Below are 13,663 nucleotides of genomic sequence, written 5' to 3'. Positions count from 1 at the left end.
GTAAACAAAGATTCCCCCAATTCTTAAATTCCCCATCAATTTCCCTAAAGTTTTCCGCCAATCTGACGATACATAAATCAAACGCAGAAAGCAGATTTCAAAAGCGATTCATCATCAACCACCCGGCAAGAATGCCGGGATAATATCCTAGAAAGGGAGGAATAAAAATGGCAGAGATTTCTTTGACCACGGGAATGAGGGCAAATCTGTTTCAGTTGCAGCAGACGACTAAAGGCATGGAAACGGCTCAGTCCAGGCTGTCCACCGGTCTGAGGGTCCAAAGTGCCCTGGATGATCCGGTGGCCTTTTTCAAGGCAGCGGAGCACACCCAAAGGGCCGGCGACCTTGCAGGCCGTAAGGACGAGATGACAGAGGCGGTTGGAACAGTTAACGCGGCCAACAACGGCATCGAGGCCATTACCAACCTGATCGAGGCTGCCAAGTCCCTGGCCCAGTCAGCCCAGTCAGAATCCAACACCACTGACAGGGCCACGCTTCAGACCCAGTTCAACAGCATGCTGACCCAGATCAACAACCTGGCCAACGATTCCACATACAAGGGGGTCAACCTCCTGAATGGAACCGGAGACACCCTGGTGGTGACCTTTGATGCCGATGGGACCAACAAGCTGACACTTACGGGATTTGATGCCGAGGTGGGAACCGGCGGCCTTAGCATCACCTCGGCTGAAAATTGGAGCGACAATACGGTCGGTAACGTATCAACGGTCATCTCGAACTTGGACACTGCCAAGAATACGCTGAGGACCGAAAGTCAGAAGCTGTCAAACAACATGAGTATCATCACTGCAAGGCAGGATTTTACGGATAAGATGATCAACACCCTGGAAGACGGTGCAGGGGCACTGACAAACGCCGATATGAATGAAGAAGGCGCCAACATGCTGATGCTCCAGACGCGTCAGTCATTAGGCACCACCTCGCTGAGCCTGGCGTCTCAGGCCGCCCAGTCCGTGCTCAGATTGTTCTAAACACCATCAACCCCTAACCACGGGAGGGGGAGATGCTGCCCCCTCCCGATCACATAAAAGACCATGACCAACCCGTAACGAGCAACCATTATCCAGCAACCCGTACCGGAGCATACAAAATGCCCTTAAAAATCACATTGAAACCCAAGGAACAGATGATCATCGATGGCGCGGTCGTGAGGAATGCCGGGTTGACAGCCAATCTCCTCATTGAAAACGATGTTCCCATCCTGCGCGAAAAGGACATTTTAACTGAAACCGATGCCCACTCACCCTGCCGGCAAGTCTATTTCGTCATCCAGTTGATGTATATCGATGAACAGAATCTGAGCACCTACTACGATGCCTACTGGAAGCTGGTGAAAGACATTGTGAAGGCGGCACCAACCCTGGTGGGATTCGTGGATCAAATAAATGAGCATATTCTATCGAGAAAATATTATCAGGCACTCAAATTGGCCAACCAGTTAATTAATTATGAAGAGGAGGTACTTCAGGATGTATGCAAATCCGTTGCAACGGTATGAGACTGCCAGCAAGACAACCCTGTCCGGTCGTGAAATAGAGGCTGAGGTTCTCACCAAAGGCGCACTCAAGCTCAGTCAATGTCAGGATACCTGGGAAGAAGATGGCCGGCAAACACGGCTTGACGAAGCCCTCAAATTCAACCAGCGCGTATGGAGCGTGTTTCAGGGAGAGCTTGGCAGAGAAGACAATCCGCTGCCAAAGGATCTGAGGCGGGATCTACTCAGGCTGAGCGCCTTTATCGACAAACGTATTTTCGAGACCATGGCCTATCCTTCTCCTGAAAAGCTGACCTCCATCATCCAGATCAACCGGAATATCGCCGCAGGACTTCGCACAAGTCCCGATATAAACGGCAACTAAACACCTGCACAAAAAATGCCCTGCTAAGACAATGTCTCAGCAGGGCATTGATACTGATACAATCCAAAAATACCTTAACTTCTTGTTTTAAAACCCTTCAATCCCTGAACTTTGACCTCGCGAACGGGTTCTAGATCTCAAATGACATATAGAGTCTTAAGTCCTTGATGGTCTCTTTGGCATATCGCTCCACTTTGGGCCGAACAGAATACGTCACCATAACTGGCATAACCTGCGCTTCCAGATACCTGGAAACCCTGGATAGAAACTTTTCGAAGTGATCCACATCCCGCTTACCCGGTTGAGCCTTGCTTTCACGGACAATAAAGACCGGATCTCCATCCAAGGAACCCTCGCCATATATATTGATCTCATCATCTCCGCTTCGGGGTATTCGATAAAGCGTCGGCTTAGCCTATGGATCTTCACCCCCAGATCCCTTTCGAGAAGGGGCGCGAGCCCTTTGATGGCCCTGTCTTCCAGGCCATAGCCGATAGTGTCCGTCAACCCCCCGAAATCCTTTCTTATCCCTCACAAACAGAACACCCCGCTGAAACGACGCCTCAGCGGGGTGTTTACATCCATAGTGCAAACTCAGTTTTTGAATATCTTGTGCCTTTTCGCGGCTACATCAGATCCCTTGCAACAAGTTCCTTAAATACCTTTCCGACTTTCTCCCCATAGGACCTGGGATCGAGGAAAGGAGGCCCCTGTGCCATTCTGTCACGAATCTCCATGGATTTGCACTTTCGGAAATCCTGGTCGGTTCCTAACCTCACCGCCAGTCTGATATAAGATTCCTCACTCTCTGCGATTAGATCGGGAACGCCTAATTCCTTCAGCATGGCAGCCCCCTGACAGAACCGCAATTCAGGCCCTTCGGTTACAACGGGAGGAACGCCCACTTCAAGGGGATCCAACAGAGATGTCGCGCCGCTGTAAGGCGTTGCGTCCAGATACACGTCCGCGATGCTCAAAAAAGATTTGATATAATCCCTGCTTTCAAACGGCTTCAAGATGATGAGACGCTTCTTGGCAATGCCGTACCGAGTGAAAACAGCCGTTATTTCTTCTGTAAACTGGCGCGCAGGGTACCTGCTGCTCCATGCCGGGCCAAAGGGGTACAGGGCCAGGACCGATTCAGGGACACCGGCAATAATCAAAGCCCATAATGCCCGCAGCTCAGGGGTAATCTTATAGAAGTTGGCCCCTGATACAAAAAGGGGGCGGTTTTCAGGCATCCCGAAGTCCCTACGCTTGGACCGGCGTGGAGGTACCTTGGATTGCGACCCCATGCTGAAACAGATTCCGCTCCCCGGCACCCTGAGAAGTTTTTCACTGTATTTCAACTCCGCCCTTCCCTCCGGATCAACGAGAGACCCCAGTAAGAAATAGTCAATGTGTTCTAAACCAGTAGTGACTGGAGAACAAAAGTGCACGCACTGGACACGTGCTAATCGATGAGCGCCTAGAATGGTTGGGTTGTTTACCCCTGCAGTCGAATTGTTGCCCAAGACCAAGATATCCAGATCATCGGATCGGATTGTCTTTGCCCACTCACGCACATCTTGGGGCATCACGACGAAACGGTCCACCATATCACGACAGTACTTTTCTTGCTCATTGTTACTCTGTTTGGAGACATACAGAAGGACCTCAAAACTCTCGCGGTCCAAGTATTCAAAAATGGGGAGTGTTGCGCGCATCTCCGTAACAGATCTAAGGTTTTCCAGATGAACACCGAGCCTGATTCTACTGCCTCCAGGGGGCCGAGGCGGGAAATGATAATCCAGATCAAATCCAGTCAACGATAATACATATTGCAGGATCCTGCCGCGCGAAATGTATATATCCCTTAATGGGTGTTGTGTAAAATACAGTGGAGTCATAAGAGAGGACTTGACAAAATGTGCTGCCGCCTTGGCCCATAGGTTGGAATCAGGATTTGCCTGAATACGTTCGGCAAGGATCTGAACTAGTTTCTTGAGATGCCGATAATATCCATCCGCATCCCCCGGCTTCAGAACGCCCAAAGGAGGCTCGATCAGGAACCTGAAATAGTCCATTTGAAACCATGATGGCACATTATCAAGATCAAGTGTTACAGGCATCTGGAACGGCCGAAGATACAGAATGGTCGCCAGGACATGTTGTAACACCACATCCTCCGAAAGATTCCTGGACAGGCATTGGACCTCTTGAGAAACAAACTCCTCTTCTTCCTGCGTCAAGCAATATGTCTTCAGTTCAGAACAGCAAAGGCTGCGGTGCCACTGCCCCAAGTTGTTTTGATATGAATCCTGAAAATGTTTCAGAGGGATATCCAGACATAACCGTGCAAGTTGCATTCGAACCGATCTCATTTCCTGAGTCTGATCCGATGTCTCGCCCAATTCTTCATCCAAGACGCAAGACTTATCTGTTTGTCCTGAGCTTTGCTCAACCTTCTCGTATGATTCATTCACGATTTGGAAAAGTACAGTCTCAAGCTTGTCCACGGATCGTTCAATATCAAACAGATCCATGGCACGCCGCCGGCCTGCAAGGGCGATATCCTCCCATCTCAAACGATCTGTTGTCAGGGCGAAAAGCTGATCAGCCAGATGGACGGGGTTCCCTGATTCGAAATAAAGACCGTTCTTGCCATTTTCTATGACCTCTCGGGCGCCCCCCGGTCCACTGGTTATCACCAGAAGCCCCGCAGCCATCGCCTCCACCTGACTGATGCCAAATGTCTCATTGGCCAATGAAGGGAAAACAAGGACATTGCTTTTAGCAAATAGGTTCTTGAGACCTTCGCGGTCGAGCTGGCCTGTAAAGCGAATTTTGTCCGCCAAGCCCAGGTCCTGCACAACGCCCGTCAGGCCGGCCAGGAATCGTTTGTTGATGGTCCCCCCAGCAATAAAACACACAAAATCAATCCCTTTTTTAGCAAGGATGTTGAGGGCGTTAACCAGCACCTGTGGACCCTTGGAGTCCATGACCAGGCCCGCATAGGCGATGCGCAACCTGTCGATATCAGGCGGGACGGGCATTTCAAACGATTGCACAAATGCCCCCGGATAGATTACATACGCATCCTGGAGGGGATAGCCCCGTCGGATCGCATCCTGCTTCAGCCAGTGACTGGCTGTTGCCACATGATAGTGAGGGACACCGGGATAATCCGGGGGGTTGTATGCCGGGAATTCGTTTCCCAAGTAATGGAGTATTGGAATCTGATATTCGAACAATGGTTCAAACACCGGAACCCCTAAAAGATCAATGTTCCCCGCCAGGCAGATGTCCGGATGGAATTCACTAAGGGTTCGTCGTACGGTCTCTTGATTGCTTCTGATAAATAAATTGATCTTTTCCTTTTCGAACAGACGCTGACCCCCATCATCCCATGCACCACACAGCTGGAGTTCTCGCTTCACATGGGGTTCGTCTTCGGCAGGTTCGCCAAAATAATGGGTATCGGATGTCAACACATGGGTCTCATGGCCTCTCTGTTCCAATAGGTAAGCGAAATCCGCGATGTTTTTCCCGTACCCTCCCAGTTCCTGGGGCGGATAAAGGTTGTTGATCACAAGGATCCTCATGGATCGGCCCTGCTGCGTCAATCGCCCGGGGGTACGCGATGAGGCATATGAAATCAGATGCGACCCCATTAGCTCCTCTACAGCAGGCTGCTTAGTCCTGTCTACCTCCAGAATATATCTTGAAAGTTCGTTCGCCTTCTGATATTCCTTTTTTGCCAAACAGATCCTGACCCTATTCATCAGAGCTGCAATGCATCTTCGGTCCAGCCGGGCGGCCTTAAGCGCAAACCCCTCGGCTTCACCCACAAACCCTTCTTCAAGGGCGATCCGAGTCAAGGTGTTGAGCAAATTTATGTCCGCGGGGTTCGAAGCAAGGGACTTCCCCAGAAAGGCCATCGCTTCCTGTACGCTTCCCTCCTGATACAGTTTCGTTCCGAATGCGATGGACTCCTTCCACTCAAAAACAGCGCCGCCAGAAAACACTTTCGTGCATCCTGACTGCAATAGGTCTTTCGCAATGCCTGCGCATGCCTCTCCCAGCCGGGCGACTTCCGCCAGACCGGCGATGCCAATATATCTAAGACGGAAACCGGACATGAGTTCATGTATTAAGCCGTTGTTTGCATCCAGCAAGCTAATCATCACGAGGTCCCATGGGCGAGAGCGACAATTTTCGCTAATACGGAAGATGTTCAGCCCCGGCAGCGTTGAAAGATCCTGCAAGAGGCATTCGGAAACCTGTGGACTGATGAGAATATTGACTTCCACTTTTTCCATATGAAGCCTATGCACGATCCGAAATAGATCCGCCTCTCCAGATTGCAAGTGAGGCATCGTGCTAAATCTCTTTAGGTAGGCTTCCTGAATCGCAGCCATTTCCTTCCTCGGCCGATCACCCTTCATGGAAACCCCATCTTTATTGGCCAGGTAGAGCCCCAGGTAGTCCCTGATATGAATAAGATTGTATTTCTCGGAAATGCGAAGCCAGAAGTCATAATCCGCCCCGCAGCGATATTTCTCATCAAAAAAGCCTATCTCATCGTGCAAGGAGCGACGCCAGACCGGTTGGGGACCCACGATACAGGAGGTCAGCAGGTTGTTTCGTGTAAAATCGGGCATTCGAAGCCTCCCTACGGGCGTACAGTCCTCAAACCGTTCATTCTCGGTTTCTGTTACAAGACAATCCCCGTAGGCCAGCGGAATTTCGGGGTGCGCTTCCAATGCCTTTACCAACCTCTCCAGTCCGTCTTTTCTGTGTCTGTCGTCCGTATTGGCAGTGGTGATATATTTGCCACACGCAAGCCTTATCGCACGATTCCAGGCCTGGTACACGGTCTCCCGCGTACGCGACCTGTAGTAACGAATGTTACCATATCTACCCTGAAACTCCTTGACAATTACCTGCTCATTCTCTTCGGAGGCAGCATCAACTACAATAATTTCAAGCCTATGGGCTATTGTCTGGGCCTCCAAATCTTCCAGACATCCCCGAATAAGCCGCTCGGCATTGTATGTAGAAACAATCGCCGAGATAATATATCTTTGATTATGCCCCAAAAAATCACCTTTCAATCATTTTATAGTGGATCATAGAGTGAAGAATCTCAATGGTCAGGACCTGCACTCAAAAACGTTTTTTGGACGATACCGTTTCCAGCTTCTTAAGTGCTTCCATATTCCATGGCTCAAGTTCAAGGACGCGGTCATAGAAAACCCTAGCATCTCCGCTTTTCTCCAATGATACACATATATCTCCAAGGGTGTTGAGTACCTCTATATCAGTGGGATTGTCCTCCAGCACTTTCAGATATATCTTAAGTCCCATTTGAAGTTCACCCATTTCAACGCAGCAGAAATCGGCCAGGTTCTTCTGAAAAGTAGCATTCTCAGGTTCCAGCCCTGCGGCCTTTTCATAATGCGTAAGCGCCTTCTGCTTCTCTCCTTGTCCATAATAGAGAACTCCCAGATCATTATGCGCAAGAGCATGATCCGGAGATTTCTCCACTATTTTTTCTAATTCCTGAATCGCCTCCGCCTGCTGCCCTTCATTCACCAAATCCTGAACATGCGAATATGCCTCTTCAGCCGATTGGGCACCCGGCTTCCTGCCCCACGGATCTCCGATCTCTGATGCCCGATCCCTGACCTCCGGACTCTGTCCTCCGAACTCTGTCCTCTGTCGTGCATCTTCCGTCCCCTGTCCTCTGACTTCCGAATTCTGTCCATTCTCTATCGCTTCGAGCTTCCCCTGAGCATCCATGTTCCAGGGCTCAAATTCTAAAACCCGATTGTAGAAAATCTTGGCATCCTCATTTTTCCCTAACGAAACGCAGACATCCCCTATGGTAAGCAGTGTTTCTAAGTCCGTCGGGTTGGCCTCCAAGACCTTCAGATATATCTTGAGCGCTCCTTCCAGATCGCCTATTTCAACACAACAAAAATCAGCCAGATTTTTCTGATATGTCGCGTTTTCAGGCTCAAGCCGCGCAGCCTCTTCATAGTGCTCAAGCGCTCTGTCTTTCTCTCCCTCATTATAATAAAGGACGCCCAAATCATTATGTGCCAGCGCATAATCCGGATATACAGCCAACAACATCCTCAACCCCCCGATCGCCTCCCGTTTTTCGTTCGTCTCCATCAGCCGCTGAACCTCTTCGTATAACGCATCAGGCGATTTCCCGGCCCCCGGCGGATGATCTATTTTTTCAGCCCCAATTTGATATCCCATCGTGTCTCTCCCTGTTTTGGGTGTTTTCTGTTTTTGTTTATCAATTGAACCAAGACGGACTCAAAATCCCTGTTTTGATTCGGATATTGGAATTCACTGTACCCTAAGAATATGTCTAATCTGCGGAATCTTTGGACAACTAATCAGTCGACGCCCTCATTCATCCTCATGCACGTCAAACCCAAAAACATCCTATCTCACTCCTGAATCCTGCCATTTGAGTTACGTGCCTCCTTGATCGCTTCCAATTTATTACGTGTATCCGTATTCCATGGATCGATTTCCAAAACTTTGGTATAGAACTCTTCAGCCGAATCTAATCTCTTTTTAGATACGCTGATATGCCCCAGCATGAGGAGAGTATGAACGTCCTTCGGATTTGCGCTCAAAGCCCATGCGTAGTGCTCCAATGCATCCTCTACCCGGCCCAGTACTGCGTAGTAAAAATCCGCCAGATCTTTTTGGAATATGGGGCTATTGGGTCCGAGTTCCGCGGCCTTCTTATAACACGCCAAGGCCTTATCCCTGTTCCCTTGATCAAAATGCAAGGCCCCCAGGTCGTGATAGGCCGGTGCAACTTCGGGATAGGCCTTCACCAGTTCCTCCAATATCTTTATCCCCTGGATTGGGTTCCCCTGCGCCACTGCGTCATGAGCGCTCTGATACAGTTTCTCCTGCAATATCCTGCCCCCGTGTCCCTGCAACTCCCCCCGCCGATCTTCGCCTTTGGTTTTCCTATCTCCGATTTCAGACGTGTGCATCGAGGGTCCTGTTTTCATTTCGGCATACAGCTCCCTGTAGGCATTTGCCTGTATTTCAAGACCATACTCCCGTTCCACCTTTTCCCTGCACGCTTTCCGGAAATCTCTCCCCCGGTCCGCGGATGACAACGTCCAATCCATCCCATCGCTTAGCCCCTTGATATCCCTGGCTTTCGCCAGATATCCGGTGCTTTTGTGCTTTACCATATCCGACATGCCGCCGATGTCAAAACCGACCACGGGCACCCCGCATGCCATTGCCTCAATTACGGTATTCGGGAGGTTGTCCTCAAGAGAGGGAAGGACGAAGACATCCGCCACGCTGTAGGCCATGGCCAGTTGTTTCTCATCGGAAATCATACCGAGATTCACAACGGAATATTTTGACGGAATGTTGACGCCTTTCGGCAAATTCCCGAATGTGAGAAGGATAACATCACTTCCATCTTTAAGGGAGAGCTGGTTCAAAGACTCAATCAGGTATGCAAAGCCCTTTCTCCTATTCAGAACAGAATCGGCCCCAAAAAGAACGATCTTCTTTGATTCAGGCAGACCCAATTTCCTACGACCCTCAATTCTCGGATACGGCTCAAAAGTGTCCAGTGGACATCCATTTGGAATAACAGAAACAGGCACCTTCCCCAATAGTCTGCTTTGACCCACGCACTTCCCAAGCCAACGGCTTGGCGTTACCACTGAAACAATATTCAATGACTCAAAAGCCCGCCGCTTTTTCATCCACTCCTGATAAGAAAGATCATCCTCATTATTCGACCCCAACTGAGGACAGGCTCCACACCCTTCCCGATATTTATCACAGTCTTCGGCATAGTGGCACCCACCCGTAAAAGCATTCATATCGTGAAGTGTCCAGACAATTGGCTTATCTCCAAAAGCTGTCTTGGCATTGGGCCAATTTACCATCCCGGCAACCCAGTGCAAGTTGATAATGTCGGCTTCCTGAATCTCCTGAATGCAATCCAGCCTGACATCCGACATCGCGTCTGTAAAAATCTCCAATCCCCTTGGCCTTTCCTGATACTGCGATAATTGACTCTGCCACCTCGCATTCTGTCGATTCCAAACCGGAGACATATAACCCGGTGCACCCATGCATCGAACGCTCTCTCCCGTATATCCGTCAGGCACCACCCTTACGCTTGAATCACCACTTCTCTTGTTCAGCACGACCATTGTCGAGTTGACACCGATCTTCTGAAGGCCCCTATGCAACCTGTAAGCAGCATTTCCTGCCCCCCCAAAATCCTGCATACAGAGATGGGCGACATTTACGCTCCGCAAAGGCAGCTTTCTGACGTAATGAGTTACCTCTGGCCCTTGTAAATTCACATTCACCCTTTTTGCTCCATTGAACGGCTTGATCGCCTCCATGAACAGAGAATCAGGCTTACGGACCAAGTTATCCTCATCAATATCCAACAAATATGAATTGAACTTCGGTATTCGCGATTCATCCGCACTGACAAGCGTTATCTCTTCGAAACCTGCCTCTCTCAATAATTTTGCCAGTGAATAGCGATCATACATCCATTGATGAGCTTCCCCGCTTAACCGGAAACTTCCTATTTCTAATGCTCCTGTCGGCTTTTTTGCCTTATTTTGCATAGCTTGGCCTCGGTTCCGGCGTCCGCTCAATGCTTTTGAGATCCGCCTTCTCCCTACGGCCCCTTTCCCGCACCTCTCCCTGACAAAATCTTCAGCAGGAATCCGGGTCTGTTCTAAGTATCTTTGCATCTCACCGCCAGAAACATTCCTCACCATTTGATCCAACATTTCCAACATGATCCAATCGTACCGCTCCTGAGCTACTTTATCACCTCTCGCTGCTTCATTAAGTAAACTCACATACAGCGCTGCGATGGCTTCCAAATCAGGCACCACCACACGGAGGATACCGCCAGGCTTTATGACGCGAAAGCACTCCTTGAGAAATTCATCGGCATGGTCCTTTGGCAAATGCTCAAGGAGGTGAGAGTGGTAGACAGCATCAAAAACCCCATCGGGAAATGGTATTCCTTGCAATAAGTCATATTGCATGACATTTCTACTTAAAGCCTTGAAGTCAACATTGGTCCAAGCAGCGTGAAATCGACTACCACAGCCCAGGTTAAGATATTTCAATTGACTTTTCTTTTTGTCCACAATTATGCTATCCCCATGATTTAAAGCAGCAGAGGTCATCTCCGGGGAGTGCTGTTCAATCCCAGCCCTGTATTTCTTCTTATCTTCTGATCCATTCAGCCTCTCTCTTGCAGTTGTACTAGGCCTGCATAAAGGCTCTGAAATTAGCGTCTTTAGAACTCTTGCCTGATCATTCTCGGGAAACCACTTTAATTCCGAATCAAGTGCCAAATTGGCCGATCGAAAATCGTTTCGCTTTACGGCCAAAATCGATCTATAATAATTCAGGTTTAAAATTTTATCATGTGGCTCAACAAGCTTCATTAATTTGACAGCTTCCCCAATGTTATCTTCGGCCAGTAGCTTTTTGATTTTCTCTAAGTGCCTAAGCATCTTATCCCCTCATAAATTCAGCCAGAATCGAAAATCCTTTGATCCGTTCACTATACTTCTTAGCATATTGAATTATATTCGGCGCAATGTTAAAAACGTCGGAATATCTTCTATTCATTAAACTTTCGTAATAATCCATATGATAAGATTGCAGCGGCTCAATATGTATTGAATTTATCCTCATTTTAAAGATCCCTTCGAGCGCAATAAGCGCTTTTTCACCCCACATTCCCATGTGATGCGGGGGCAAATCCAGGGCATTCCTGTCATCTAAGCCCATGAATGAATCGTGATTTGGCACACTGAGTATTAGCTTACCCCCTTTTCTCAACATCTTTAAAGATGTTTCAATAAAACGTTTAACATCAGAAATGTGTTCCATCACTTGAAAGGCACAAACTACATCAAAATATTCACTAAACTCATCTCCAATGTCTATCAGTTCTTTATTGAGTACCCTATAGCCGTCTGCCCAAAGCCGTTCGCATTGGAACTTATTTATTTCCAAGCCATACATATCAAATCCCAGTTTCTTACCTTTTTTCAAAAATGCGCCCGCACCACAACCGATCTCCAAAATGCAATCTCGAGGTGAAATTAACTCTAGCCCTTTCTCAAATTCCCACTTGTCGTCCATGTAATACCAAGGAAACCTCTGAAGCTGTGAATAAAATTCTCCATCCCCCTCCAGGCACAATGGATAGAAGAACCTGTAACCGCTCTTTTTGCATTCATATATAGAAATCTTATCTAGATTAGCGAAATACTTCGAAACATCAATAGAGTATTTCTGGTATTCAGCAATGATGCCATTAGCCTCCAAGTTTCGAACAAAAGATACACCCTTGCTATGCGTAACAGGTGAATATATCTTATTAATGCTTTCGTTGTGGTTATTATCAATATCTTTTTCATTAGTTTCTCCTAAATTAAGCCTCTGGTTTTTACAATAGCTTTGTTTTACATTTGCTTTACTATTTTTGTAAGATTCAATGAAACTATAGACCTCAGCTTTTAATTTTTCGTCTATCCTAAAAAATTCATAAAGCTTCTTGTAAACACCAGGATCAGGCTGAATATAGGGATCGAAACTTATTTTCTTTTCACCAGTATCGATAATTTGACTGGTATACCTGCCGTCTACATTACAATTCATACCTTTTCCGTCATATCCTATGTTCCTTACTTTTGAAACAGTTGGATATAATTGATATTTCTTGTTCATGAATAAGTTATAGCTTAGCACTGCATCAGCATAAATTACTCCCTTACTTAAGCCAGAAATTGCAATTGGCAATATATGTTCAGCAATATTCATAAATGCAGAAACCATTTCCGCATTATGCAAAAAGGCCATGAAATTGTTATAATTCCAGTAGGTTTCACTTAGTTTTTCCCTCCACCACCCAACCCCATATGCGTTAACTCCGGTCCAAACATAAACATCCCCCTTATATTCAGAGGGTATTTCAATTGGAAAATTGTATCCACAGACACAGACTACATTTTCATATTTTCCATAAAAACTAAGTGCACCGTTCATATAGTGGAGGAAATTTGGTGAAACGACGTTATCATCCTCAAGAGTTATTAAGCTTACATGCTCTTTAAGCAATCTGTGCCTCGCCTCCCGCATATTTCTGTTGGGGCCAAGATTTTTCTCTCTCTCAATGATTTGAACAGTGTTAAAACCTTTGATATTCTTGCAAAACCTAATTACATTTTGAATTCTTTTTGCGTCCTCATTTTTTGAAGCATGATCGACCGCAATATACAGGTCCGTCTTACTCGCTTCTTCATTTGCCTTTAGAGAGTTAGTACACGCTTCCAAACAATCAACCCTGTCATACACGGAAATTAAAACTGGTGTATACACTTTAGACGCTCCTCATTTAACTTTCGCACTCGCGATCTACAATGAGCTTGGATGATTCTATCTGCACAAATTCTCTGAAAACAGAGACGATGTTCTCTATATCAGATCTGGAGACAGTCGTAACAGTCGTACCACCAATGCGGAATCTGTCATGGGTGATTGTCTCAATGCGAAATTCCGCTACTGAAGAAACTTTCACTACAGCGAGTTGTTATAGACCCCAAGAAATGCGCACTCACGCATGTGCAGTCACAGAAAAACACTTGGCAACTGTTTGACATCATTAATGTTTACCCAGTGAACCCGGGATAGGGGATAAAAAGAGCGGGCAAAAAATGTAGGCTATAAGAAATAGCAGT

The 13,663-nt window shown here is 47.4% G+C and carries 8 protein-coding genes; 3 read left to right on the top strand and 5 right to left on the bottom strand.

Annotation, left to right across the window (positions count from 1 at the left end; genetic code table 11):
- Window positions 1–161: 161 nt before the first annotated feature.
- From K9N21_09640 to flaF, 3 genes are all read left to right on the top strand, one after another.
- Window positions 162–992 carry a flagellin gene (locus K9N21_09640; GenBank protein MCF8144169.1) on the top strand — a complete coding sequence of 277 codons (831 nt, stop codon included), beginning with the start codon at window positions 162–164 and terminating at the stop codon, window positions 990–992.
- A gap of 119 nt (window positions 993–1,111) precedes the next feature.
- Complete coding sequence (locus tag K9N21_09635; GenBank protein MCF8144168.1) at window positions 1,112–1,519, top strand: flagellar biosynthesis repressor FlbT; 408 nt, start codon at window positions 1,112–1,114, stop codon at window positions 1,517–1,519.
- Window positions 1,491–1,880 carry a flagellar biosynthesis regulator FlaF gene (flaF, locus tag K9N21_09630; GenBank protein MCF8144167.1) on the top strand — a complete coding sequence of 130 codons (390 nt, stop codon included), beginning with the start codon at window positions 1,491–1,493 and terminating at the stop codon, window positions 1,878–1,880. The genes K9N21_09635 and flaF overlap by 29 nt, the downstream gene beginning before the upstream one ends.
- A 130-nt stretch (window positions 1,881–2,010) precedes the next feature.
- On the opposite strand, the gene K9N21_09625 is transcribed toward flaF, so the two are convergent.
- From K9N21_09625 to K9N21_09605, 5 genes are all read right to left on the bottom strand, one after another.
- On the bottom strand, window positions 2,011–2,226 hold the full coding sequence (locus K9N21_09625; protein ID MCF8144166.1) for a hypothetical protein: 216 nt from the start codon (window positions 2,224–2,226) through the stop codon (window positions 2,011–2,013).
- Between the two features lie 280 nt (window positions 2,227–2,506).
- A complete protein-coding gene (locus tag K9N21_09620; protein ID MCF8144165.1) occupies window positions 2,507–6,961 on the bottom strand; it encodes a glycosyltransferase in 4,455 nt (1,484 codons plus the stop codon).
- Window positions 6,962–7,028: 67 nt separating this feature from the next.
- Window positions 7,029–8,042, bottom strand: a complete 1,014-nt coding sequence (locus K9N21_09615) for a tetratricopeptide repeat protein (GenBank protein ID MCF8144164.1) — start codon at window positions 8,040–8,042, stop codon at window positions 7,029–7,031.
- 287 nt (window positions 8,043–8,329) lie between these two features.
- The gene (locus tag K9N21_09610) at window positions 8,330–11,428 is read right to left on the bottom strand and encodes a glycosyltransferase (protein MCF8144163.1); all 3,099 of its coding nucleotides are present in this window, start codon (window positions 11,426–11,428) and stop codon (window positions 8,330–8,332) included.
- Between the two features lies 1 nt (window position 11,429).
- Window positions 11,430–13,304, bottom strand: coding sequence for a methyltransferase domain-containing protein (locus tag K9N21_09605; GenBank protein ID MCF8144162.1), 1,875 nt, complete (start codon window positions 13,302–13,304; stop codon window positions 11,430–11,432).
- Window positions 13,305–13,663: the final 359 nt, after the last annotated feature.

Source organism: Deltaproteobacteria bacterium (assembly GCA_021737785.1).
Taxonomy (GTDB): domain Bacteria; phylum Desulfobacterota; class DSM-4660; order Desulfatiglandales; family Desulfatiglandaceae; genus AUK324.
This window is presented reverse-complemented; position numbering and strand designations above follow the sequence as displayed.

Coding starts and splice junctions, on each gene's coding strand:
- K9N21_09635 (MCF8144168.1), top strand. CDS start 1,112: ATGCCCTTAAAAATCACATTGAAACCCAAGGAACAGATGATCATCGAT.
- flaF (MCF8144167.1), top strand. CDS start 1,491: ATGTATGCAAATCCGTTGCAACGGTATGAGACTGCCAGCAAGACAACC.
- K9N21_09615 (MCF8144164.1), bottom strand. CDS start 8,042: ATGGAGACGAACGAAAAACGGGAGGCGATCGGGGGGTTGAGGATGTTG.
- K9N21_09610 (MCF8144163.1), bottom strand. CDS start 11,428: ATGCTTAGGCACTTAGAGAAAATCAAAAAGCTACTGGCCGAAGATAAC.